Origin of the sequence: Paenibacillus litoralis (assembly GCF_046244365.1) — a bacterium.
Classification (GTDB): Bacteria; Bacillota; Bacilli; order Paenibacillales; family NBRC-103111; genus Paenibacillus_V.
Window position 1 is genome coordinate 1,115,824 of sequence record NZ_CP176395.1, and the last position, 23,983, is coordinate 1,139,806.

A 23,983-nucleotide genomic window follows, 5' to 3' on the forward strand; every position below is an offset into this window, starting at 1 on the left:
ATGCGCATGGCGCAAAAACGACTGCTCAGCCTGGAAAGAAAAAAATCGATTTTTGGCGTGTTGTTTATTTCCCCCTGGTTAATCGGTTTTTTGCTTCTGATGGTTGTACCGTTGTATCATTCGATTCAATTTAGCTTCAGTAAATTGACCATTACGGGGGCGGGGTACGATCTCGAATATGTCGGATGGGACAATTTCAATCAAGCGTTTTTCGTAGATACCAGCTTTAACCGGGCTTTAGTGGAAGCGATCACCAAAATGCTGCTGAACGTGCCGCTTATTATTTTTTTCAGCTTGTTTACGGCGACGCTGCTCTCTCAAAAATTCAAGGGAAGGATGATCGCCCGTTCCATCATCTTCCTTCCCGTCGTCATGGCATCGGGGATCATTGCCGGTCTGGACGGTACCAATTTATTGGCTAATATGATGGGCGGAGCCGCTACGGAAGCGGAAGGCAACTATACCGGGCTCAGCGGCTTCGATGTGATCCCGTTTCTGCTGGATGCCGGCATAAGCAGATCCGTCGTCATGTATTTCGCCGAGGCGATCAATCGGATTTATCAAATCGTGACTTCTTCCGGCGTGCAAATTTTAATTTTTCTTGCCGGAATCCAGTCCATTTCTCCATCCTTATATGAAGCTTCGAAGATGGAGGGAGCGACCGGCTACGAATCGTTCTGGAAAATTACGTTTCCGATGATGACCCCGCTCATTTTGACAAATACCGTTTATTCGATCGTCGATTCCTTCTATAAGAACAACGTCACGAATTATATCAAAAATATGGCGTTCGGTACTTTGAATTTCGGATTAAGCTCGGCGATGTCATGGGCGTACTTTGTCTTGATCTCCATCATCCTGCTGATCTCGACCTACCTCATTTCCAAAAGGGTGTTCTACTATGATTAAGGCGGGGGGATTCGAATGAAAGCGGCAATGAACAACCGTGCGGGCGCAGCTGCCGCCGCCGTCGTCAAATGGAACGGCGTGCATCGTCCTGTCGATAAAGTCAAGCACTGGTTATGGATCATTTCACGATTCATTCTGCTATTCGGCATTTGTTTCATCATCATCTATCCGATCCTGACGAAATTGTCGCTTGCCTTCAGAAGCAGGGAGGATCTGTTCGATGCGACCATCGTATGGATTCCAAGACACTTTACGCTCGACAATATTTTCAAGTCGATGGAGCTGCTGAATTACTTCAAGGCCTTGAAGAACACGTTCATACTCAGCGCCGGAACCTCCATCCTGCAAGTCGTCTCCTGTGCGCTTGCCGGTTACGGATTTGCGAGATTGAAATTTAGGGGCAGCGGCATCTTGTTTGCGCTTGTCGTATTCACGATCGTCATTCCTCCGCAAACGATCATGATTCCTACTTACCTGCATTTTCGATTTTTCGACGTATTCGGCTTGGTTCATTTATTCACCGGCAAACCCGGCGTGAACCTGCTGGAAACCTTCTGGCCGTTTTTTATATCGTCGGCGACGGCGATGGGGATGAAGAACGGGTTGTACATCTTTATATTCCGGCAATTTTTCCGCGGACTGCCGAAGGAGCTTGAGGATGCTGCGTACGTGGACGGAGCGGGCGTACTGAAAACATTTTACCGGGTCATGCTGCCGAATGCGATCCCTGCGATGGCGACTGTCATTCTGTTCTCCTTCGTCTGGCAGTGGAACGACGATTATTTCACCAATTTGTATATGGCCAATTCCGTGACATTGTCAAAAATGCTATATATGCTCACATGGAATCTCCTCAATATCCGGTATGAATACGCTTATGTGTCATTGCTCATTAACACGGCCACACTACTCGCCATTGCACCTATTTTCCTGCTGTATATGTTCGCGCAAAGATATTTCGTCGAAAGCATCGAGCGAACGGGTCTTGTAGGATAAAAAGGGAAAAGGGTGATCCGCATGATTGCGTTTGTCATCGATAACCATCGGTTGTACTTGGGCGGCAAGCGATTCTTCTATTCCGAGCTGGAGCTAAGAAGCAAATTCCCGTGCAAGCTGTACAAGATCGACGAGACGTTCGAGGCGGTTCAGGAAGATCATTCCCACGACTATATCCAGATTTGGTATGTCAACAAAGGCGAATTCATTCATTGCATCAATAATCAGAAGTACAAGATGGTAAAGGGAAATTTGTTCGTCATTCCTCCCTTTGCGATCCATCGCGTCGAATGCTTGCCCGGCAAGGAGCTGGAAATTATCGGCTGCGAGTTTACCCCGAATTTTATCAATGACCGGTACCGGCAATCGCCCGTTAAGAACGATTTTTTCGATTACGCTTACTTGGAGCAGTTTCTGACGGCGGAGGATAAAGTGAAACCGAAAATCACGCTTACGGGCAGCATCGACCATCAGGTAAGCCAATTGCTATACGGCATGTTGGAGGAATACACGGCCCGGGATTCTTACTACGAGCTGATGATCAAAGGCAGCCTGCTCAAGCTGCTGTCCGTCATTATCCGGGCCTACCGCGAAGACGCCGTCAAGGAAATGGGCGATAAAGCGGACAAATACCGGCCGCTCATCAAGGCTGCGATCGATTACATGCATCAGCACTACGATCAAGAAATCCGGCTGGACCAGATGTGCAAAATAACGATGCTGTCGAAGACGTATTTTTGCGATTTGTTCAAGCATCTCACCGGCAAAACGTTCAACGACTACTTGATCAACCTGCGCATCAAAAAGTCGACGGAGCTGCTCGTTCAGGCAAACCTGACGATAACGGACGTTTGCTTTCAAGTCGGCTTCAACGATTTGACGTATTTCTCCCGCATTTTCAAAAAGCATACGGGCATTTCCCCGTCCTACTACAAGAAATACGCGGCGTCGAGCAGGTAGAAGCGCGGGACGGCTGTCGGTAGGCAAATTTGGACACATCGACAGCAAATGGAGATAATAGGTCAACAATTTTGTCCGATAGTTCAATCATTGCGTTGCCTCCGGCTTTATAATCTAAGGAAAAAGCCCTAAGAGCGAGCGTTCAAAAAGTCGGCTTATCGGCACCGAGAAGGCAAGCAGAAGGAGAGTACAGGGTAGGCGACTTCTGAGAACAACCTCTAAGAAGGAGTAGACGGCGTTGTCGAATATCGGCGAATACATGCAAGGATATATGCCGCAAGGCAGCAAACGGGCAGCCGGAGCCAAACACATTCTGCTCGTCTATTGCGGTTATTACGAGAAGAAGGGAAGCGGCAAGCTTCCTTGCGGCCAGTGGACGAAAGACACGTTCCGGCCATACGTGGCACATTTGGATAAATCGGGCGAGCCCGACGACTTCTTCTTCGATACGTTCCTGTTCCTCGCGCTGCGAACGCCGGCCAGTGGCAGCCTCCACCGGTTCTACGAGTGGGTGATCGACTCGGTCCCCGGCGCGGCGGACGACTGGGGATGGATCATTCGCCGCGTGTTCGAGGAGAACCGGCAGCTGTTCGCCTTGAACGAGGCGGTCGCGGAAGCGAAGGAGAAACTCGGGCGCCCGGACCATAAAACCAAGGTCCTGATGATGCTCCCGTTCCCGGACAGCCAGAGCGTCCGTTTCGGTATCGGTTCGCGGGCGGTTCCTTATAGCCTGAAATCGACGGAAAGCCGGAATGCCGCCGTCCGCTGGTATATCGATGCGTTCCTGGAAGCCTTCCGCAAAGCGGACTTGCAGCATCTTGAGCTGCTCGGCTTTTACTGGATGCAGGAAGATGTCGATCCCGGCATTACCGGCGAGCTGGACAATATACGATTTACGCTTGATTATTTGCACGGGCAAGGACTCGTTCTCGGCTGGACGCCTTGGTGGGGAGCGGAGTTTAAAGCGGACGCCGAGCGGTTCGGCTTCGACTTCTCCATTTTGCAGCCGAACCATTACACGCAGGAGGAAACCACGTACGAACGGATTCGCGAAGCCGCTCAGCTCGCTGCACAGACGGGCCAAGGCATCGAGGTCGAGCTCGATTCGGCCGTTCTTTCCAGCCAAAAGCACCGGGAAACGTTCTACCATTACTTGAAAGGCGGCGTTGCGTTCGGCTACATGCGGGAGGCGGTAATGGCCTACTATCAGGACGTTCATGCGCTGTATGAGCTGTACCACGAGGGCGGCGAACGCGGCCGGAAGGTGTACGACGATATTTATGCGTTCACGAAGGGGACGTATATCGGCTGAGAGAAAGGCAAGTTGACGCGGCTGCAGAAAGCGTCCGGTTACGGAAGCAGGCGGCGTCAAGCCGCTGAACGCGAACTCAATTCGACTGCAAGAGCTTCAACAGTCGTGGTACGCGAATGGGAGCAGGGGTGTCCAGTCTGGGAATGAGATGGAGGCTGTCTCGAAAGCCATGAAAATGGCGGAGGGATTGCCTCTTCGCATTAGTAAGCCAACCGGAGATTTTTTGGTTGGCCTTCTTTACGATTCGTGTATCCTGTTTGCTGCCAAAAAATATGCTCTTCTCGGATGAAGCAACTGGAAAAACTCCATTTATTATGGCCAGTTTGATCTGCAGCTTGGAGTTAAATGGATTTTCTCCATCTTATTCCGCATGTTACTTACACAAATGGGAGAATTCTCAGAATGAACGGTAAGTTTTCCAGTTAGATGACGTTACGAAGCCCGTAGGAACAATAATTAACAGCATGTTTTCCAGTTAAAAGATCATGCGAATACGCACGAATAGTGTGTGTTTAAAAAGGCCACTTTTCAGAACCGAGAAGGTTGGATGAATCCGAGGAACGAGGACACGGAGCGTAGGCAAAACCTACGTGAGTACCGCAGTTACCGGATGAATTCAAGATTCGATGTCGAATAACCCACCTGTTCTGCTTCGTTATCAAAAGGGGGCTTTTTAAACAACCTCGAATAGTGTGTGTTTCAGAACCGAGAAGGTTGGACGTATCCGAATAAATCCCCCACAGCTACGAACGTTGGTAAGCCGCGAATGTGCAGCTGCGGTACGCATGCAAAGAGCCTCCGAATCCACAGCTGGTGGAGTCGGAGGCTCTTAGTCTTTGAGAGCGGCGACGGTCAGTCGCAAATGAATTTGCTTTCGACATCCGATTCAAAATGAATGAGATCCAGTTTCTCGCCCGTGTCCAGATAGATGTCGGATTGAATGGACGTCACTTCAAAGCCCGTGATGTCGGTCAGCTTCTGCTTCAGCAGCCCGTGCAGCCGGTCGCGATCCGTTTCGAGCGCATGAGGGTGGCCGTCTTCGCCGTATACGGGGAGCGCCATAGGGGATTGCCCGGTTTCGTCGCCGTCGATGCGCATGATCACGATATGATTGCGCACGATGCGGACGTCCATGTCGCTTACCTGCAGGCCGGATACTTCCAAGTGGCATTGCAGATAGGCAGCCTCGATTTGATTGCGCAGTTCGTTCATCATAATGCTTCTCTCCTTTTTGATGAAAGTTGGTCTAAAATGAATGCAAAAAAGAAGCCTAAAGAGCAGAGAAACTCTGCTCCGGCTTCTACGATTAGCGAAATAAGCGGTAGAGGCGCGAGTAGCGGTTCTCTCTCAAAGCGCTTACGAGGTTAGCTGTCGGATTCGGGCTTGAGAGTGCCCTACCCGAGCATACGAGGTATGCTCAAGATTCACCCCATGAAACCGGATTTGCGAACCGGCTTCGAATGGTTCCCCCGCTTCCCTTTCGGGAACTCAGCGATAGTTAAATCATGAAACTATTTAATCCTATAATACCGTGATTAGTCGGCAAAGTAAAATGAAAAAATTATACTTTCGTTTCCGTGCGCCGGGTCTAACATCCACGTCGAACGCTTCGCCATATATTTTGCGGGGACCACACCGGGGGTTCGCCTGCAGCTGCTGCGGAACGTCAGTGCCTTATTTCGGTTAGTTAGCGAGTAGATAGGCATTTCGCGGAACGAGGTGCCTTATTCACGGTAATATCGGCGATGTAGAGCGAATTACGGCCGAATAACGAACTGTCGTTCCGCGGCGTATCGCATTCAAGGGACTTGCTGCAAAATAGCGCATCTACGATCCGCTTAAACAGGAAACCGAGAGGATGTAATCACCGCGCTGGAGTCTTGAGGCCGGAACGAACGTAACCGATTAAACTGCATATCCGTTTCTCCTTGAATGTTCTTGCAAAACGGACTACCATTGATCTTATCGGGATATTTTGTGCGAAGAAAGCGGGAGGATCGGTCATGACGATGAACGGAAAAATAGTGATGGTTACCGGAGCGAACTCGGGGATCGGCAAAGCGACTGCGCTGGGCCTTGCCAAGCAAGGGGCCGCGGTTGTTATGGTAAGCCGCGACCGCGGCCGCGGCGAAGCGGCCCGCAAAGAAGTCGCCGAGCTTAGCGGGAACGGCGATATCGAGCTCCTGACGGCCGACTTTTCGTCCTTGGAGGACGTGCGGGAGCTGGCTCGGAAATTCCGGGAACGCTTCGGCAAGCTGCATGTACTGGTCAACAATGCGGGCGGCATGTTCTCGAAGCGCGAAAGCAGCAAGGACGGCTTTGAGATGACGTTCGCCGTCAATTACTTGGCGCCGTTCCTGCTCACCCACTCGCTGCTGGACACGCTCAAAGCGAGCGCGCCGTCCCGTATCGTGAACGTGGCCTCGCAGGTGCAGGCCAAAACGATCAACGCCGATACGGCGCTGAATCCGCCCGCCTATAAGGCGTTCGCCGCCTACGGCGAGGCCAAGCTTGCCGTCATCATGATGACGTATACGCTTGCCAAGAGGCTGCAAGGCTCTGCGGTAACGATTAACGCGCTCCACCCGGGAGCGGTTTACACGCCGCAATCGGCCAAGTTCGCGCCGGCCCCGCTGCGTCCTCTCATGCGTTTGTTTATGAAGACGCCGGAACAGGGGGCGCAGACGTCTTTGTTTCTCGCTTCGTCGCCGGAAATGGAAGGCCGGACCGGGAAGTATTACAAAGATTTGCAGATCAAGCAGACGGGAGCCGCTTCCTACGATATCGCCCTGCAGGAGCGGCTGTACGCCAAAAGCCTCGAATGGACCGGCGCAGAGCGGCCGTAACTCTTTATTGCCTGAAGAGGCTTCGCTCCCGAATGGCGGCAGGCGAGCTGATCCACGAATTCACACGTCGCGACGGGTACAGAAAAGGGCTATCCAAGATGCTCCGGGAAGGAGACTTGGATAGCCCTTTTCTTGCTTACGCTTATTCCCAAGGGAAGTTCATGATCAAGTGGTCGGAAAACTTCTTGCTTTCCTCCCGCCGGTATTTCCGCATTTCCGCCCGCTGCTTCGCGGATTCGTGGAGCATGATTTCTTCGTTCGTCTCTGGAACGACCTGGGGAATGGGCGCCGGCTTTTTATTCTCATCGAGCGCGACGAAGGTCAGGAATGAAGTGGCGGCAATGTCGCGCTTCCCGCTTCTTAAATCCTCCGTAATGACCTTGACGAACACCTCCATCGAGCTTTTGCCCGTCCAAGTGACGAACGATTCCAAGCATACCGAATCCGTCGGACGGATCGGGGACAAGAAGTCGACGGAGTCCGTCGAAGCGGTAACGACCGAGCAGCGGCTATGCTTGCAAGCGGAGATGGATGCGATATCGTCGATATACGACATCAGTTTTCCGCCGAACAGCGTGTTGTGATTGTTGACGTCCGTCGGAAAGATGCGCGACGTTTTGTAGGTTCTCGATTCTTTGACGTATCTGGTTTCCATGTTTGTGCGACCCCTTTTGTCTTGAAATATACGTTTATGTGGTGGATGCTTTGTAAACGGCGTGAGCTGCAAAGGAAACCGGTTTTATTCTTGGGCGTGCTCTCCGGGCTCTTGGCGTTCGATCCGGTTCCGGTATCTGCGTTTGATGGACAGCGCGATCAGCGCAATCGTAATAAACCCGCCCGCGAATCCGCCGAAATGGGCGTACAGATCGATGTTCGGCACGATAACCGAATACAGGAAGCCGATCACGATAATCGTAACGATCGTCTGCTTCGTCTGCTTGTCGATGATGTCTCTGCGGAAAATCGCCAAGTACAAGTAAGCGGCGTAGATGCCGTAGATCGCGCCTGACGCGCCCGCCGAGACGAAATAATCCGGGTGCAGCCACATGCTGGCAATATTGCCAGCAATCCCGCTGATCAGATAAAAAAGGACGTACCGCCATCTGCCCAGCATGATCTCAAGCGGAGGCGCAAACACGTAAAGCGTAAAGCTGTTGAACAGCAGGTGCGAAAAGCCAATATGCAGGAATATGGCCGACACGTACCGCCAAGGCTCCGTCGTCACACCCGGCAGCTCGAACAGAGCGCCGAACCGGAGAAGCGTTTCCGTGTCGCGGGAGGAGCCGTACCACTCCATGAGCCCCATGAGAATTAGATGAATGACGATTAAAGCGGTCGTAACCGGATACAGCCGGATATATTGCTTTAAGCTTTCCGTTCTGGCGAACATCGCCGATCCCTCCTTTCTATGCTGCGATGGTCTTGATGGAACAGTCGATCGTACGGGAAAGTTCTTTGTAAAACCCTTCTTCCCAACAGTATACCAAGAAGCAGGCGAATAATCACACTGTCTTCACGGGGACGACAGGTAAACATACAAGAAGGAAGTAAACAAATTGATATTGCTGCCGGGAACGCTTGGACTCTATGATAGAGTGGCACCTTTTTTTCCGTATTTCTGAGGAGGGGTTACGTGAAGCAGCCGCGTTTCAAGCTCGAGCTTTTCGTTTATCAAAAAATCATAATTTTATTTGCCGCGCTGATCCTTTCGGTATATTTGATTAATCTATGGATCAATATGACGGGGCTTTCCTTCATCAAGCAGCAGGTGACCAGCTCGATTACGACGAATGCGCAGTTTTACTCCAAGCAGCTGAACGATCAAATTTCCTTTATCCGCAATCAGCAGCTGCAAGCGCTCAACGATTCCGATCTGCAGAAGCTCAGCTTCATAGCGGGCACGCTGGAAGGCTATGAGGAAGTGGAGCTTGTCAACCGGGTGAAGGAGCGTATCGCCACGGTCCATAACTCAAGCGCTTACATCGTCAATGCCGGCGTATATATCAAGTCGCTCCGTAAAACGATTTCGACGAAAGGCGGCATATCGGCGCTGCCGAACGAAGAGTTCGACATGATTGACAGGTTGTTCGATCCGAAGGAGAAGCCGCCGATTTATCAGGAGAACGAGAAGCTTTTTTTTATCGAGCCGGCGAACAATGCAAGCATCATCCTCTATTTGGAGTTATCCAGAAGCATGCTGCTGGAGACGCTGCGCCATTTGGTTGACGCGAAGAACGACTCCGGCGCGCTGCTTGCGGACGACTCCTTCCAGAACATCATTACGCTCGCCCGGAACGAGCAGGTCTTGAGCAGCTTGAAGGCGGTCGGATCCCCTGACGGCATCGGCTATTACGGCAGCAACGACGGCAGCGGCACCGTCATGAAGGCCGGCAATCAAAGCTACAGGGTCACCTATAACCGGATCGGTTCTTTGGGCTTAACGCTGTACACCTATATGAATCAGTCGGAAATTACGGGGCCGCTCAAAAAGTTTAACGTCTGGTTCGGCCTGTTGTCCGCGTTCTCCGTGATCGTGATCATCGTATTTTCCCTATTCGGCAATGTGATGATTCACAAGCCGCTCAAAAAGCTGATCAAAGCGTTCCAAAGCCTTGAAACGGACAATCTCGACGTCTTGATCGAGGTGAAGGGAAATAACGAATTCGGTTATTTGTACCGAAGCTTCAATCGAATGGCCGAGAAGCTCAAGCAATCGATCAGGCAAAATTACGAGCAAAAAATCGCTCTCCAGCTGTCGGAGCTGAAGCAGCTGCAATCGCAAATCAATCCGCATTTTTTGTATAACAGCTTTTTTAATATTTATATGATTTGTAAAAGCGGGGATGTCGAAAACGCCTCTACGCTTGCCCAGAAGCTCGGAAGCTACTACCAGTTCGTGACGCGCAACAGCTCGGACGAAGTGCCGCTCATGAAGGAATACCGGCATGCGATCGACTATTGCGAAATTCAGAACATCCGCTTTTCGAACAGGATCGAGGTGGATTTCGACGAGCTGCCGGACGCATGCAAGCCTTTATCCATTCCCAGGCTGATCATTCAGCCCGTTGTGGAGAATGCCTTCGAGCATGCCTTCGAGAACGGGCTGCGCCGCGGCCGCGTGAGGATCAAGGTTGCGTTCGCCGACCGTACGCTGCGGATCGGGGTGGAGGACGACGGCGATACGTTGACCGCGGAAGCCTTGCGCCTGCTTCAGGAGAAGCTGGCCGACTCGTCCGATCTCATCGAGAAGACGGGACTTCTCAATGTCGGCAGACGTATCCGGTTAAGATTCGGGGACGAAAGCGGCGTTTTTTTATCCCGCAGTCCGCTTGGCGGCTTGCATGCGGAAATCGTAATCCAATACAGGATGTAATCGTGGGAGGGACGGAATTTGTACAGACTTCTGATTGTGGACGACGAGCCTGCCATCGTGGACGGCTTGGTGCAGCATTTTCAAGAGAACGAAGAGCTGGAACTCGACATTTGCAAGGCATACACCGCATTCGAGGCGCTGGATATCGTCAAAAAAACGAAGATCGACATCGTGCTCAGCGACATACGGATGCCGGGCAAGAACGGTCTGCAAATGATCGACGACCTGCTGTTTTACTGGCCGTCCTGCCGGATTATTTTTTTGACGGGGTACAGCGAATTCGACTACATCTACTCGGCGATCCGCAAAAATATCGATCATTACCTGCTGAAGACGGAGGGGCTGCCCGCCATTTCCGACGCAGTCCGGGATGCCGTCCGCAAGCTGGAGGAAGAGAAGAGGAACAGCGAGCTGCTGGAAAGAGCCCAACAGCAGATGATGCTGACGGGAACGCTGCTGGAAAGAGCCCAACAGCAGATGATGCTGACGGGAACGCTGCTGAAAAAAGAGATGCTGGAGGCGATCCTGCTCGGCGACAGCGCGGCAGCCGTTTTTGCCGATGCGGGACTCGGGGAAACGGAATGGAACGTACATACCGACCGGCGGATGATCTTGCTTGCCGGCAAGGTTGACGGCAGTTTGGATAAATACGCGTACACTCAAAAGCTGACTCTTTTTTACGGGATACGCAGTGTGCTGGAAACGCAGCTTCCGGATTCGTTCCGCTCGGAATTTCTTATTCACGATCATGCCGTGCTCGTTTGGTATATGCAGCCGGACCGGTCGGAGGAACGGTTCCGCAATGCGGCCGGAGAAACGGACTGGAGAGGGATGATCACTTATTTGAAGGGGATTTTGGAGTCCGTTCAGAACGAGTGCCGGGATCGGCAGGGCGTCTCGGTTTCTTTTGCGGTATCCAGCGGAGCCGTGGACTGGGAAGAGGCCGGCAGCCATTTTGCAAGCCTTCGGGAGCTGATGGAGAAACGTGCGCTTTCCGGATACAAAATGGCGGTCATCGATCCGGGGATGCCGGACAGCTTGGTCAAAGCGGAGCCTGCGATGCTGGTGGACCGCATTCACCGCTTTATCGCGGATAACCTCGGCGGCGATCTTTCGCTGGTCCGAATCGCGGAAATCGTCTATTTTAACCCGTCCTACCTGTCGCGGTTCTACAAACAGACGACCGGGCGCAATCTGACCGAGTATATCAATGCCGAGAAAGCCCGCGCGGCCTCCGACATGCTGGCCGACATGCAGCTCAAAATCAACGAAATCGCGCTAAGGCTCGGCTTCGAGTCGCCATCTTACTTTACGTCGTTCTTCAAAAAAATGCGGGGAGCGACTCCCCAGGACTTCCGTGAAGCGATCGTTCAGCGGAATAACAGGTAAAAAAAACGAAAGCAAGTAAAGAATTTAGGATTTCGGCGGAATACCCCGAGGTTTTACAATAAAAAGCGTAGAGCTCGATCCTGCACCGAACACTCATAATGGGGGGAAATCGCTTGAAAAACAAAATAATCGGTACCGCTTTGATTGCGGCTCTAGCGGCAACGTCGCTCGCAGCTTGCAGCAAGAAAGATGAAAACGCTTCAACGACGCCGTCGTCAACCCAGCAAACAACCGGCAATGACGCAAAGAAAGCCGAACCGGCCGATCCGATGGGGAAATACGCCCAGCCCGTTACTGTTACCGAAGTGCTCGGTTTCCGTCCTCCCGAGGATCCGAAGACGCCGAAGGGCATTACGCCTGAGCAGAACGCTTACTTGAAGGACTTGAAAGAAACGCTCAATATCGACTTGAAATATTTGTGGACCGTGCCGTCCGACCAATTCGAGCAAAAGTTTTCGCTCGCCCTCGCTTCCGGCGATCTGCCGGATATTCTCGATCTCGATATGCAGCAATTCGAAAAGCTGAAGGGCCAAGGTATGCTTGCGGATTTGACGGAGGTATACGAGAAGTACGCGTCGCCGGCACTCAAAAAATATATGCAATCCGACGGCGGGTTCGCCATGAAGACGGTTGCTTCGGACGGCAAGCTGCTGGCCATTCCGGGGTTCGAGGATCCGTATTTGTCCACCCAGATTTTATGGATTCGCAAGGACTGGCTGACGGGCCTTGGCCTGCAGCCGCCCAAAACGATCGACGAGCTGGAGAAAATCGCGGAAGCGTTTGTCAGAAACGATCCGGACAAAAACGGCAAAAACGATACGTACGGCATATCGATGCAGAAGAAGCTCAGCTTCTGGGGATTTGACGCGAGAGGGCTTTTTAACGGATTCGGCGCTTATCCGAACGCATGGATCAAAGGCAAAGACGGCAAGCTTGCGGCCGGGGAAGTGCAGCCGGAAACGAAGAATACGCTGGCGAAGCTGCAAGCGTGGTACCAAAAAGGCATTCTCGACAAAGAATTTGCCCTGAAGGACGAAAATAAAGCGGTCGAAGACATCGTCGCCGGGAAGGTCGGGATTTCCTACGGCGAATGGTGGTATCCGAACTGGCCGCTCAATATGAGCGTCGACAAAGACCCGAAGGCGGAATGGGAAGCGTATCAAATCCCCTCGCTCGACGGACAGCCCGGCAAATCGCTTGTCGGCAAAGTGCGGCTCAGCCACGTGATCGCCGTCAACAAAAAGGCGAAAAATCCGGAAGCGGCCATTAAGATGATCAACTTCTATATGGAAATGGGCAAGAAACAATATCTCGAGAAGAACAAGGCGGAGAACGGGTACGTGTACAACTGGTTTTCCCCGAGAATTTACAACCCCGCTCAAATCGATACGATCTATACGGAAGTCAACAAAGCGCTGGATGCCAAGCAAGAAGCGATTACGCTCGATGACGAGAATTACAAGAACGTCGCGGACGTCTTTAAGGCGACTAAGGATTTCTTATCGGGAGACACGAAAACGAACACGAAGGGCGCGAACTGGGGCCAATACTACAGCCGGGCTGCCAAGAACGGGGGCTGGGGACTGACCCGTCAGATCCGTGAAAGCAAGATGGTCGTCTTTAACGAGTTTTACGGCAATCCGACCGAAACGCAGGTGGAAAAAGGACCGCAGCTGGAAAAGCTGATGGACGAAACGTTTACGAAAATCATCATGGGCTCGCCGATCGGCGACTTCGACAAGTACGTGGAAAGCTGGAAGAAGCTGGGCGGCGACGATATCACGAAGGAAGTCAACGACTGGTATGTTAAGAGCGCAGTCAAATAAGAGCGGCCGCGAACCGGAGGGGGAGAGAACAGTCGATGCTCTCTCCCCGTTCCATTGGAACGTATCGGGACTCGCCGTCATGCAAGCGGAAAAAGCATCATAATCGGGCTTCACGTTGGAGAATGTAGCAGCTCGAACTTTCGGTAAAAGGGAGGCACCAATACGTGAACAATACGATCGGCACGAGAAATCGGAAACCAACGATGCCGCTGCACCTGATGCTGCTCCCGGGTGTGCTGGTTACCCTCATATACGCTTACGGACCTATGTTCGGCATCGTCATGGCCTTCCAAAAGTTTGAGCCCGTGCTCGGTTTTTTTAGATCGAAGTGGGTCGGGCTGAAAAATTTCAGATACGTTTTTAATTTGCCGGATTTTAATCAAGTCCTGTGGAATACGGTGTTGATCGCAACGCTGAAGGTTGCCTTGATCCTGATAGTGCCGCTTGTTCTGGCGCTGCTTTTGAACGAAATCACGAAAAATTGGTTCAAACGGCTGATCCAGACCAGCGTATTTTTTCCGTTTTTTCTATCGTGGACCGTGCTCGGAGGAGTCGTTCTTGAGCTGTTTTCGTTGAAGGGCCCGGTAAACGGCTTGATTTCAGGTTTCGGTGTGGAGCCGATTATGTTTATGGGGAGCAACAACTGGTTTCGTGCGATTATCGTCGGCTCGGATGTTTGGAAGGGCATGGGCTACAACATGATTATCTTTTTGGCAGCCATAACCGCCATCAATGCGAATTTGTACGAAGCGGCGGAGGTGGACGGAGCGGGCAAATGGAAGCAGATGATCCATATTTCCTTGCCCGGCATGATGCCGATCATCATTTTGCTGACCACGCTAAGTCTCGGCAACATCTTGAACGCGGGCTTCGATCAAATCTTGATCATGTATAATCCGACCGTCTATGAAGGCGGCGATGTCATAGATACATTCGTCTACCGGCTCGGCTTGTTCAGCCAGCAGTACGGACCTGCGGCGGCAATCGGGCTGTTCAAATCGGTCATCTCCGTAGGACTGGTGTCGATTTCCTACTACATGGCATTTAAGTTCAGCAATTATCGTATATTTTAGCTGCCGGAGGATACTCGCATGGTGTATAAACAATCGCTTAGCAGAAAGCTATTTATCGCTGTGAATGTGACGGCGCTGACGCTCATCACGTTTCTTGGGATCGTGCCCTTCATTCATCTGTTGTCGGTTTCGTTAAGCTCCAATACGGCGGCGATGGCCGGCGAGGTCAAGCTTTGGCCGATAGGCTTTACGCTGGACGCTTACCGCTATCTTGGCGACAAGGTTGAGTTTATCCGATCGCTGGCCGTTTCGGTCGAAAGGGTTGTTCTCGGTACCGCGATCAACATGTTCTTGATATTCATTACCGCCTACCCCCTCTCCAAATCGACGGAGCAGTTCCGCTGGCGAACCGTGTACGTATGGTTTTTTGCAGTTACGATGTTTTTCGGCGGAGGGCTGATCCCGACATATATTATCGTAAAAGAGACCGGGCTGATCAATTCGATCTGGGCGCTTATTTTGCCGGGCGCGCTGAATGTGTGGAATATGGTGATGATGCTGAATTTCTTCAGAGGCATTCCGAAGGAAATGGATGAGGCGGCGACCATTGACGGAGCAACCCACTGGCAGCTGCTGTGGAAAATTTATTTGCCCGTATCGCTCCCGGCGATTGCGACTATCGGGCTGTTTACGGTGGTGGGGCACTGGAACTCCTGGTTCGACGGCATTCTGTATATGAACTCGCCGGAAAAATATCCGCTGCAAACCTACCTTTCCACCTTGATTACGGCCGTTAATGCGCAAATGCAAGCCGTATCGATCGAGCAGCTGAAGGCGCTCGAAAATATAAGCGAGAAGACGCTAAGAACCGCGCAAATATTCATGGGCGCGCTCCCGATTATGCTTGTCTATCCGTTCCTGCAAAGATATTTCATCAAAGGGATGACGGTAGGCAGCGTCAAAGAGTAGCGGTGATCGTAACCAAGGACGGAAGGAAGGATGCATCGTGAACAAAAAGAACGGCTTAAAGGGATTTCCGGCTAACCCGCCGGAAAAAGCGGGATGGCAGCTTGTTTTTCGGGAGGAATTCGACGAACCGACGCTTGACGACAGCAAGCTGCTGCCCTACGGGCTTGCGCACTGGTACGAGCCCGAAGCGAGCCTTGCGGCCTACGAGCTTCGCGACAGCTGCATCGTGCTGCAGCTGCCCGGTCCCGACAAGCGGATATCGGCTATCGCAACCGGCATGCGGGACGGTCTGCACCGGTTCTGGGATGAGCTGGAGCTGCGGCATCACAAGCGGGCTGCAATGAATCTCGTTACGCAATACGGCTATTTCGAGCTCCGGGCCAAGGTGGCCAAAGGGAGCGGGCTCAATTCCGCATGGTGGATGATCGGCTTCGAAAATCAGCTGCAGCAAAACGCCGAGGTCGATATTTTTGAAATGCTCGGTAAAGATACGCGCGTCATGAACTCCACCCTGCATGCGCTGCGGGATTCGAGCTTGCAGTACGACCATTTGCCCTACGAGTCGGCTGCCGATTTATCCGAGCAATTTCATGTGTACGGCTTCGAATGGGACGAGAGCGGGATGACGTTCTATTTGGACAACAAAAAGATCTGGCACACGAAGCAGTCTCCGAATTATCCGATGGTTACGCTGCTGCAAATCAATGAATCGGATGGCGGCTGGGTCGGGGAGCTGGACCGCAGTATACCTTACCCGAAGGAGTTTGCTATCGATTACTTCCGCGTTTATAAGCGCGAAGGAATGCCGATGGAGTTAATTCCTTCCGAGCGTCCGCAGGATGGCGATAATTTGGCGCGCTTGGCGGTTGCAGGCAGCGGCAATGACATCGTTTGGGGAGATTTGTATGAGGCCAATTCCCATATATGCGCGCTAAATGACGGGCAGTCCGATACGTTCGTCGTGAGCAAGCCCGGCGAGCCCTTGCCTCATCTTTATTATTTGGATTGGATGGAGCCGAAATCATTCGATACGGTGACGGTAACGCTTGCGGCAGAAGGGCGCGGCGGATGGACGGACTGGGCGGTCGAGGTGTCCGAGGACGGCTTGGGCGGATGGCGCAAGGCGGCCGATTCGAGCCAGGCCAGGCAGCTTGCCGGGGACGGGGAGTTAGCGACCTGCGAGGTTGCTTTCCCGGCGGTACACGGAATGAAAGCGCTCCGGCTCGTCGTCAGCGGCACCGCAGACGGAAGCCAAAGCTACCGCATCGGCGATTTGGCCGTATACAGGCGCGGGGAAACGGGTTGACGGCGTGACGGCGGCGGGTATCTCTAGGAGGAGCGTGAGCGCAGGAGATACCCGCAGCCGAATCGCCTTCTCTGTTTCGATCTTTCCCTTTATCGCCGCCAAAAAGAAGCCGAATCATTCCGATTCGGCTTCTTGGCGCTGCAAGGCGACGTAGTGGGACGGCGGGTAGCCCATAATGCGCGAGAATGCTTTGCTGAACGACTGAAGCGTCTCGTAATGGAGTCTCGAGGCGACCTGCTTTACGGAGAGATTGCCGTATTTGAGCAGCTCGAGCGCTTTTTCCACTTTCTTGTGATTGATATAGCGCTGCAGGGTCATTCCCGTCTTATCCTTGAACGTATGGGACAGGTACGTATAGCTGTAGCCGAGATCCTCGGCGATCGTCCGGATGCTTTTAAGCTCGAAAATGTTGTTTTCGATATAACGGATAACGGAATAGACCGTGTAGCCGACCGATTGCGCCGATTTTTGCGGGGCATACCGCGTAATTTTGCCGTCCTTTTCCGTAAAGGAGCGGTAGGCGAGCACGATGATTTCTTCCAGATAGTTTTTGATCATGATGCGCGAATAAGGCTTTTGCGAATAGAACTCGTCGATATTGCGGAGAAAAGGGATAATTAGGTTGTAGGTGTCCTTTGCATGGCGGTAAGGGGCGGATTGCAAAAAAGAGTGGATGTCCGCGAACTCCTCTCCTGCCTCCTTGTTGAACATGAAGCCCATGTAGACGAAGCGAAGCATGCTGGACGCATCCGTCCGAATGGCGTGCGTGTGGCCGACGGCATTGCAAATGATGTCCCCTTCGCCGACCTTAATCTGCGTATCGTCAATATAGAAATATCCGCTCCCGGAAACGATGTAGCTAAACTCCAGGCATCGCTGATCGTGCGCGAGGATTTCATAGCCGCATTCGCAGCATATTTCCCCGATTTGATACAAATCGATGCCGCCGAAGGTCATTTGTCCTTTGGCAAACACATTGTCGAAGTGAAAAAGACAGCCCGCATGTCCCTTTTCGTTCATCCCGTCTCCCGCTTTATCCGTTTTCGGAAAATTGTATCAGATTATGGACAAACAAGCTATGACGATCGGACGCAAAATTTGCAGGTTCTTCTATTCGGCAGCGGCAAAAACGCCCACATCGCCGCATCCGCAAGGGATACGCCGTTGGGGCGTTTGGCTTGAAGCTTAATTCCGCGGAAGCTCGACCCATTGGTACGGGGTCTGCATCGCCTGAAAGCCGTATTGAATGATGGTGATTACCGCAATCGTCTCGCTCGGATCGACCGTCGTCTCGCCCGTTTCGAAAAAACGGACCAGATCTTTAATAAATTCGGCGAAAAAGTTGGATTCGGCCTTAAGCGAGACCGATTTGCCCGTTTCGTAGCCGACCGACAGGCTGAACCCGCTGTCTCCGAAATGGTGGATCGTGGCGGTTCTGCCGCCGGAAAACCCGATCAGCAGCGCCGTGGAGCGCTCCGTGCCGATAAACATGACGCGCTCGGCTTCGCTGCCCATCAGCGATACGATCGGTTCGATCTGATGGATCGAATAGTTGTCGTATTTTCCCGGCCCTATGCTGGAGATCGTATCGATTCCTTGTTTGTCCGCACCGGCGTATTCCGTGGCAAACCGGAGAGCCGAGGAAGAATAAAGCGGTGTACCGTGCTTCGCGGCCGTATCGAACAAGAGCTTCGCCGTTTGGCGGTCGGGTGCGAACGTTTTGTCAACATAAGTCGGTTTGCCGGATTGCAGCGGAAGCATCGCAAGCTCTTCGTGGAACTCGGGATAGTCGGGCGACAGCACGATCAAATAATCGCTCTTCGCGACGACCTCTTCGATCGAGCCTAACAGCTCGATTCCTTTGTTCCGGCACCAGGCGGCATTGTCCAGTCCGTTCTCCGAATCGACTTTGCCATAGGCGTAAGCGACCTTCAGGCTTCCCCCGGACGCTTGCTCGATCCACTCCGGATATTTATTCGCATGCCACTCGTCGAGAAAATAATCGATGAACCCGATCGTTTTCATTTATTACGCCCTCCATTCTAGCCCAGCGAAATTTCCGTACGCTGCTCGGAAGAATCGTAGATCGCCTGAATGATTTGCGAAGAAAGAATGACGGTATCGATGTGGGACGCCGCTTTTTCGCCGGTGCGCACGCATTCCAGGAATGCGTCGATTTCGTTCTGGAACATGTCGCGCGATGTGAATTTAGGCGTCGTTTCGAGCAGGGCCCCGTCCTTCGCGCTATAAATTTTAAAGTCCTTGCCGTATTGCAGACGAATGCCGGCTTTGTCGCCGAGGAAGTCGATGTACATTTCGTCTACGCCGATGTTTTGCGCCCAGGCGCCGTTCACGGTAATCGTAGGCCCCTCGGTGCGGATCATGGCGGTTACGAAGTCGTCCACGTCGTACGTGCCGTTATAGTTCGGCGGGCCTGCCCACATGCTGACGTACGTATAGTTTTCCATGTCGCGTCCCAACTTGCTGTAAGCCTGGCCGGAAACCGTCTTCGGCTTCGGATCGCCTGCACAATACATGACGACGTCGAGGAAGTGAACGCCCCAGTCGATCAGCGCGCCGCCGCCTGCGATGGCTTTCGTCGTGAAAGCGCCGCCGAGTCCGGGGATGGAGCGCTGCGAACGGAAGCTGATATAGACGTGATAAAGTTCGCCCAGCTCGCCGTTTTGGATCATTTTTTTGATCATGTTGACGCCTGTGTTGAACCGGTTGACGACGCCGATGTTGAGCACCTTGCCGGTTTCGTGCTGAACCTTCTGCATTTCGAGCGCTTCCGCATACGTTCTGGCCGCAGGCTTCTCGCAAAGCACGTTTTTGCCCGCGCGCAAAGCGTCGATCGTGATGGAGGCATGAACGTTATTCGGCGTACAAATCGAAACGGCTTCGACCTCCGGATCGTTCAGAACGACGTGATAATCTTCAACCGCTTCGCCGCAGCCGTAATCTTTCACGGCCTTTTCCGCTCTCTCCTTATTAATATCGCAAAAATATTTGATCTCCGCATTCGGATTCCCTAAGTATGACCTGATGTGCGCGCTGTTGGCGATCGTGCCGCAGCCGATGATGGCAACCTTGATTTTACTCATCGTTAGTCCCTCCCAAATAAGTGTAGACATGTTCAATTGTAGTCCATTGCCTAAAATAAACAATAGATAAGTTCAACTATGCGCTTATCCCAATTTGCTTTTTGATCGGGGATAGGGCGCTTTCAGCTGCGCGGCGCCCAAAGCATGATGGAAACGCCCAGGATGCATACCGCCGCACCGACCCAATCGTAGAGATCCGGCGTCTTTTTGTCTACGAGCCATCCCCACAGAACGGCGAGAATAATGAAGACGCCTCCGTAAGCGGCGTAAACTCTGCCGAAGGAGGGGAATTTCTGCAGCGTGGGAATAATGCCGTATGCGATCAGAATGACGCCGCCCGCCAGTCCGTACCAGCCTGGCTTGGACTCCCGCAGCCACAGCCAAATCAAATACCCGCCGCCGATTTCCGCCAGGCCCGCGACGACAAATAACAGTACAGCCATGATCATTGAGCCGATCCTCCCGAATATTCGATACATTGAAGATACGGAACGAACGCTTTTTTGTAAAGAGCTTGTACGGGGTCCGAGGTTCGCGTCCGGCGGGGGGCCAGTGCACGATTCGCGGGCGTTGACAGGCCGTTCAACTCGGGTTATCGTTACAGAATAAACGTACGCGAGGAAGCACCTCCGACAGGCATTGCCTGCTTTGGGGGTGCTTTTTTTCATTTTTCGATCAAAAGGAGGGGGAAACAGGCGGTTTACGCGGCAAAACGCCCGCCGATTTGGTATACTCAAAGGAGGGAAACGGTTGGACGCTAGAGAGTTGTTGAAGGATCATGACCGGTTATTCAAGGAACTCATTCAGACGTTTTTTGAGGAGTTCATGCTTCTCTTCTTTCCCGAAGCGCACGAGGCGATCGATTTCTCGGAAGCCGTGTTTTTGTCGGAGGAAGTGTTTACCGATATTACGGCAGGGGAGAAGCGGCGGGTAGACCTGCTGGTGCGGACAAGGCTGAAGGGTGAAGAAGGAATCGTTATCGTACACATCGAGCCGCAGTCGTATAAGCAGGCCGACTTTAACAAACGCATGTTTATTTATTTCAGCAGGCTGTACGAAAAATACGATCAGCGGATTTTGCCGATTGCGGTCTTTAACAACGGCCGGGTCGGCGAGGAAGCGGATGTGTTTTCGGTATCTTTCCCGTTTTTGAACGTGCTGCAATTCCAGTTCTATAAATTGGAGTTAAATAAAAGGGAATGGCGAGACTATATTCATCAAAATAATCCTGTTGCCGCAGCGCTGCTTAGCAATATGGGCTACCGGGACGAAGAACGGGTCGAGGTCAAAAAGGAATTTTTGCGCATGCTCGTCCGTTTGCGTCTCGATCCGGCTCGAATGTCGCTGATTGCCGGTTTTTTTGACGCTTACCTGAAGTGGGGAGAGCAGGAGGAACGGCAGCTCGCCGACGAGCTGCATAAATTGGAGGCCGGTGAGGAGGCGCGCATTATGGAGCTGAAGACGTATTGGGAGAAGGAAGCGGAGCTAAAGGGGAAGCATGAAGGAAAGCTTGAAGGAAAGCTTGAAGGAAAGCTTGAAGGAGAGGCTATCGGAAAGAGGGAGTTTATCGGCAAATTTCTGCATGCCCAATTCGGCGAAGCGGCACAAGAGCTGTGCGAAGCGATCGCCAAAGTGACGAATCCGGAGCTGCTTGACCGCATCGTAGATCCGTTGTTCCATACCCGAAGCCTGGAAGAGGCGGAAACGATCGTGAGGCGCGCACTGCAAAGCAGGAAATAAAGGTGGGACCCTTCTAGCATAAAACCCGCTCATGCGAATGAACTTCGCGTGAGCGGGTTTCTTTCATAAGCCTAATCGTTCAAGACGGTCAAATATAATAACCTGTTTCGGCAGGACGGCTCATGGGGGACAATGGGGCTCAAACGATGCGTTTTGGTCAGAGGACGGACTTCTAAGGATGACTTTTCGGGCGTCACGGCATCCGAGTACAGTCTGCAAAACTAGCCGCCGTTGTTGTGCGCTTGACGCGAGTGATACTATAAAGCAAATATGTTTTATTGATCATTTTCCACCTCTTTAGCATTTTCTACACGCGAAAAACCCTTATGAACCAAGGGTTTTTCGGTTCGTTAAGCGGTTTCTGGCGAAAAAACGAAGCCGAATGAAAACGCTTCGTTTACAGTTCGTGAAAGCGTTTTTACAATGGGGAATGTACCCGGTGACAGCCGAATGGGATGAACCGGGAAGCAAGCCAAGCACCACAAACAAAAGGGAGGAAAAAGAAATGTCGAAAAAGAAAAAGCATCTCGCCGTTCTTTCCGCAATCACGCTGGTCGCATCGTTTGTTGCCGGCTGCGGCGGCGGCACGAAGACAGAAAACGGAGGGACGTCGTCATCTCCATCCGCATCGCCGTCTGCATCCGCTAACGCCAACGCGAAAAACGTCGGAGATACGGGCGGCCTCAAGCTGCCGATCGTCGACAAGCCGACTACCTTAACATGGATGCTCGTCAGCGACAACACGAATTTGCCGAACTCGATGGTCGTTAAGGAAATCGAAAAACGTACGGGGATCAAGCTCGATATTCAAGCCTATTCGTCCCAAACGTATAAAGATAAATTGAAGATCGTCGTCGCATCGGGCAAGCTTCCGGATATTTTCCACGGCCTTACGCTTAACGAAGCGAACAAAATGGGCTTGCAAGGCGCACTGGAGCCGATCAACAAGCATTTGAACGACCTGCCGAACTTTAAGAAGCTATACGCCGATAATCCGGAAAACAGCTGGGTCATGAAATCGTACTCGGACGATAAAAACAACCTGTACACTTGGCCGGTCTACGGCTTGCAGCGCGACGTCAACCACGGCTTCCTGTACCGGAAGGACATCTTCGACAAGCTGGGCATCAAGGAATGGACGAACACCGACGAGTTCTACCAAGCGCTTAAGAAGCTGAAGGAAGCTTATCCGCAATCGTATCCACTCGCTTCCAAAACGAAGGAAATCATTTTCAGCGATTGGGCCTACGGCTGGGGAATCGGCGGCGGAAACTTTCCTGCTTATTATGACGAAAAATCCAAAACATGGAAGCTTCAATACTTGCAGCCCGAATACAAAGCCATGCTCGACTACATGAAGAAGCTGTATAACGAGGGGCTTATGGATCCGGAATTCATTACGGATACGGACGCTTCCTGGACAGCAAAAATGACAACGGACAAATCGTTCGTCACCTTCGACTGGATCGGAAGGCTCGAGCAGTTCGCCACTCAAGTCAAGGCGCAAAACCCGGCCTACAACCTGCGTTACGGAAATCCGGTCGGCCCGACAGGCAATATCCGGACGCTGCCTAAGATCGACAACTTCAGCATCGTCGTATCGAACAACGAGAAGAAAGACATCGCACTCAAGCTGCTTGACTACTTGACCAGCCCGTCCGGCTCTTCGCTCGTCACGATGGGCGTTGAAGGCGAAACCTACAATCTCGTGGACGGCAAACCGGTTTATCCGGAGCTGAAAGATGTCGCGAATGTCGATATCAAAACGCTTGATGCAAAGTACGGCATGTGGCTCGAAGTCATGTACCTACGTCCGGACAAGCGCAGCGTATACTACAAGTTCACGGAGAAAGAGCAAGAAGCCCAAGACAAGATCGTCAAGGCTAAGAAATTCGAAGCGGCCGATCCTGTGCTGAAATTCTCGGATGAAGAAACGAAAACGATTGCGGAGCTCCGCGCTTCGATCCTCAAAGCCGCTAACGAATTCAGCACGAAGTACGTCATGAAGAAAGAATTTGGCGACGCGCAGTGGGAAGAATGGAAGCAAACGGTTGAGAAGCTGGGTGCGGCTAAGTTCATCGAGTCCTTCAACTCGGCGCAGAAGCGTTACGACGAAGCGAAATAATAGAGGAACGCGTTTGGCCGGCGGCACCCGGATATTATCGATTCGGGTGCCCCTCTCTTTCACCATTCGGAAGATGATACCACGATGAAATGTTCATCGCCTCGGTAACGCACGG

Annotated in this window: 20 protein-coding genes and 1 riboswitch; of the genes, 13 read left to right on the forward strand and 7 right to left on the reverse strand. The window is 52.2% G+C overall.

Going from position 1 to position 23,983, the window contains the following annotated elements:
- The first annotated feature begins 6 nt into the window (after nucleotides 1-6).
- The 4 genes from ACKGJP_RS04710 to ACKGJP_RS04725 all read left to right on the forward strand — a co-directional run bounded on the left by ACKGJP_RS04710 (nucleotide 7) and on the right by ACKGJP_RS04725 (nucleotide 4,177).
- The gene (locus tag ACKGJP_RS04710; protein WP_409344529.1) at nucleotides 7-909 is read left to right on the forward strand and encodes a carbohydrate ABC transporter permease; all 903 of its coding nucleotides are present in this window, start codon (nucleotides 7-9) and stop codon (nucleotides 907-909) included.
- Between the two features lie 15 nt (nucleotides 910-924).
- Entirely contained in the window at nucleotides 925-1,905 is a 981-nt protein-coding gene (locus tag ACKGJP_RS04715) for a carbohydrate ABC transporter permease (protein ID WP_409344530.1), read from the forward strand.
- A 21-nt stretch (nucleotides 1,906-1,926) separates the two neighbouring features.
- On the forward strand, nucleotides 1,927-2,865 hold the full coding sequence (locus tag ACKGJP_RS04720; RefSeq protein WP_409344531.1) for an AraC family transcriptional regulator: 939 nt from the start codon (nucleotides 1,927-1,929) through the stop codon (nucleotides 2,863-2,865).
- Between the two features lie 238 nt (nucleotides 2,866-3,103).
- Entirely contained in the window at nucleotides 3,104-4,177 is a 1,074-nt protein-coding gene (locus ACKGJP_RS04725; protein WP_409344532.1) for a DUF4855 domain-containing protein, read from the forward strand.
- Nucleotides 4,178-5,029: 852 nt separating this feature from the next.
- Here the strand turns inward: ACKGJP_RS04725 and ACKGJP_RS04730 are convergent.
- Nucleotides 5,030-5,392: a hypothetical protein gene (locus ACKGJP_RS04730; RefSeq protein WP_409344533.1), complete on the reverse strand. Its 363-nt coding sequence runs from the start codon at nucleotides 5,390-5,392 to the stop codon at nucleotides 5,030-5,032.
- Nucleotides 5,393-5,514: 122 nt separating this feature from the next.
- A riboswitch (cyclic di-AMP (ydaO/yuaA leader) is annotated at nucleotides 5,515-5,681 on the reverse strand.
- A 499-nt stretch (nucleotides 5,682-6,180) separates the two neighbouring features.
- On the opposite strand from ACKGJP_RS04730, the gene ACKGJP_RS04735 reads away from it, so the two are divergent.
- The gene (locus ACKGJP_RS04735) at nucleotides 6,181-7,023 is read left to right on the forward strand and encodes an SDR family oxidoreductase (protein ID WP_409344534.1); all 843 of its coding nucleotides are present in this window, start codon (nucleotides 6,181-6,183) and stop codon (nucleotides 7,021-7,023) included.
- A gap of 142 nt (nucleotides 7,024-7,165) precedes the next feature.
- Here ACKGJP_RS04735 and ACKGJP_RS04740 read toward each other — a convergent pair whose 3' ends face one another.
- Both ACKGJP_RS04740 and ACKGJP_RS04745 read right to left on the reverse strand, forming a co-directional pair.
- Nucleotides 7,166-7,678, reverse strand: coding sequence for an acyl-CoA thioesterase (locus ACKGJP_RS04740; protein WP_409344535.1), 513 nt, complete (start codon nucleotides 7,676-7,678; stop codon nucleotides 7,166-7,168).
- Nucleotides 7,679-7,762: 84 nt separating this feature from the next.
- A complete protein-coding gene (locus ACKGJP_RS04745) occupies nucleotides 7,763-8,413 on the reverse strand; it encodes a rhomboid family intramembrane serine protease (RefSeq protein WP_409344536.1) in 651 nt (216 codons plus the stop codon).
- Between the two features lie 243 nt (nucleotides 8,414-8,656).
- Between ACKGJP_RS04745 and ACKGJP_RS04750 the strand changes: the two genes are divergently transcribed.
- The 6 genes from ACKGJP_RS04750 (at nucleotide 8,657) to ACKGJP_RS04775 (ending at nucleotide 16,899) form a co-directional block, all read left to right on the forward strand.
- Complete coding sequence (locus ACKGJP_RS04750) at nucleotides 8,657-10,396, forward strand: sensor histidine kinase (protein ID WP_409344537.1); 1,740 nt, start codon at nucleotides 8,657-8,659, stop codon at nucleotides 10,394-10,396.
- Between the two features lie 18 nt (nucleotides 10,397-10,414).
- Nucleotides 10,415-11,785 carry a response regulator gene (locus ACKGJP_RS04755; protein ID WP_409344538.1) on the forward strand — a complete coding sequence of 457 codons (1,371 nt, stop codon included), beginning with the start codon at nucleotides 10,415-10,417 and terminating at the stop codon, nucleotides 11,783-11,785.
- Between the two features lie 113 nt (nucleotides 11,786-11,898).
- Nucleotides 11,899-13,611 (forward strand): extracellular solute-binding protein, encoded by a 1,713-nt coding sequence (locus tag ACKGJP_RS04760; RefSeq protein ID WP_409344539.1) that lies wholly within the window; start codon nucleotides 11,899-11,901, stop codon nucleotides 13,609-13,611.
- A gap of 203 nt (nucleotides 13,612-13,814) precedes the next feature.
- A complete protein-coding gene (locus ACKGJP_RS04765; RefSeq protein WP_409347077.1) occupies nucleotides 13,815-14,684 on the forward strand; it encodes an ABC transporter permease in 870 nt (289 codons plus the stop codon).
- An 18-nt stretch (nucleotides 14,685-14,702) separates the two neighbouring features.
- The gene (locus ACKGJP_RS04770; protein WP_409344540.1) at nucleotides 14,703-15,593 is read left to right on the forward strand and encodes a carbohydrate ABC transporter permease; all 891 of its coding nucleotides are present in this window, start codon (nucleotides 14,703-14,705) and stop codon (nucleotides 15,591-15,593) included.
- Between the two features lie 37 nt (nucleotides 15,594-15,630).
- On the forward strand, nucleotides 15,631-16,899 hold the full coding sequence (locus ACKGJP_RS04775; RefSeq protein ID WP_409344541.1) for a family 16 glycosylhydrolase: 1,269 nt from the start codon (nucleotides 15,631-15,633) through the stop codon (nucleotides 16,897-16,899).
- Between the two features lie 114 nt (nucleotides 16,900-17,013).
- Here the strand turns inward: ACKGJP_RS04775 and ACKGJP_RS04780 are convergent, their stop codons facing one another.
- The 4 genes from ACKGJP_RS04780 to ACKGJP_RS04795 all read right to left on the reverse strand — a co-directional run bounded on the left by ACKGJP_RS04780 (nucleotide 17,014) and on the right by ACKGJP_RS04795 (nucleotide 20,452).
- Entirely contained in the window at nucleotides 17,014-17,919 is a 906-nt protein-coding gene (locus ACKGJP_RS04780) for a helix-turn-helix domain-containing protein (protein ID WP_409344542.1), read from the reverse strand.
- Nucleotides 17,920-18,084: 165 nt separating this feature from the next.
- Complete coding sequence (locus ACKGJP_RS04785) at nucleotides 18,085-18,924, reverse strand: hypothetical protein (RefSeq protein ID WP_409344543.1); 840 nt, start codon at nucleotides 18,922-18,924, stop codon at nucleotides 18,085-18,087.
- 17 nt (nucleotides 18,925-18,941) lie between these two features.
- Nucleotides 18,942-20,003 (reverse strand): Gfo/Idh/MocA family protein, encoded by a 1,062-nt coding sequence (locus ACKGJP_RS04790; RefSeq protein WP_409344544.1) that lies wholly within the window; start codon nucleotides 20,001-20,003, stop codon nucleotides 18,942-18,944.
- Nucleotides 20,004-20,125: 122 nt separating this feature from the next.
- Nucleotides 20,126-20,452, reverse strand: a complete 327-nt coding sequence (locus tag ACKGJP_RS04795) for a YnfA family protein (protein WP_409344545.1) — start codon at nucleotides 20,450-20,452, stop codon at nucleotides 20,126-20,128.
- Between the two features lie 301 nt (nucleotides 20,453-20,753).
- On the opposite strand from ACKGJP_RS04795, the gene ACKGJP_RS04800 reads away from it, so the two are divergent.
- On the forward strand, nucleotides 20,754-21,743 hold the full coding sequence (locus tag ACKGJP_RS04800) for an Rpn family recombination-promoting nuclease/putative transposase (protein WP_409344546.1): 990 nt from the start codon (nucleotides 20,754-20,756) through the stop codon (nucleotides 21,741-21,743).
- 505 nt (nucleotides 21,744-22,248) lie between these two features.
- Nucleotides 22,249-23,868, forward strand: a complete 1,620-nt coding sequence (locus ACKGJP_RS04805; protein ID WP_409344547.1) for an extracellular solute-binding protein — start codon at nucleotides 22,249-22,251, stop codon at nucleotides 23,866-23,868.
- The last annotated feature ends 115 nt before the right edge of the window (nucleotides 23,869-23,983 follow it).

Excerpts from the sequence above, each read along its gene's own strand:
- ACKGJP_RS04710 (WP_409344529.1), top strand. The coding sequence starts at position 7 with ATGGCGCAAAAACGACTGCTCAGCCTGGAAAGAAAAAAATCGATTTTT.
- ACKGJP_RS04715 (WP_409344530.1), top strand. The coding sequence starts at position 925 with ATGAAAGCGGCAATGAACAACCGTGCGGGCGCAGCTGCCGCCGCCGTC.
- ACKGJP_RS04720 (WP_409344531.1), top strand. The coding sequence starts at position 1,927 with ATGATTGCGTTTGTCATCGATAACCATCGGTTGTACTTGGGCGGCAAG.
- ACKGJP_RS04730 (WP_409344533.1), bottom strand. The coding sequence starts at position 5,392 with ATGATGAACGAACTGCGCAATCAAATCGAGGCTGCCTATCTGCAATGC.
- ACKGJP_RS04735 (WP_409344534.1), top strand. The coding sequence starts at position 6,181 with ATGACGATGAACGGAAAAATAGTGATGGTTACCGGAGCGAACTCGGGG.
- ACKGJP_RS04740 (WP_409344535.1), bottom strand. The coding sequence starts at position 7,678 with ATGGAAACCAGATACGTCAAAGAATCGAGAACCTACAAAACGTCGCGC.
- ACKGJP_RS04745 (WP_409344536.1), bottom strand. The coding sequence starts at position 8,413 with ATGTTCGCCAGAACGGAAAGCTTAAAGCAATATATCCGGCTGTATCCG.
- ACKGJP_RS04765 (WP_409347077.1), top strand. The coding sequence starts at position 13,815 with ATGCCGCTGCACCTGATGCTGCTCCCGGGTGTGCTGGTTACCCTCATA.
- ACKGJP_RS04770 (WP_409344540.1), top strand. The coding sequence starts at position 14,703 with ATGGTGTATAAACAATCGCTTAGCAGAAAGCTATTTATCGCTGTGAAT.
- ACKGJP_RS04780 (WP_409344542.1), bottom strand. The coding sequence starts at position 17,919 with ATGAACGAAAAGGGACATGCGGGCTGTCTTTTTCACTTCGACAATGTG.
- ACKGJP_RS04785 (WP_409344543.1), bottom strand. The coding sequence starts at position 18,924 with ATGAAAACGATCGGGTTCATCGATTATTTTCTCGACGAGTGGCATGCG.
- ACKGJP_RS04790 (WP_409344544.1), bottom strand. The coding sequence starts at position 20,003 with ATGAGTAAAATCAAGGTTGCCATCATCGGCTGCGGCACGATCGCCAAC.
- ACKGJP_RS04795 (WP_409344545.1), bottom strand. The coding sequence starts at position 20,452 with ATGATCATGGCTGTACTGTTATTTGTCGTCGCGGGCCTGGCGGAAATC.
- ACKGJP_RS04805 (WP_409344547.1), top strand. The coding sequence starts at position 22,249 with ATGTCGAAAAAGAAAAAGCATCTCGCCGTTCTTTCCGCAATCACGCTG.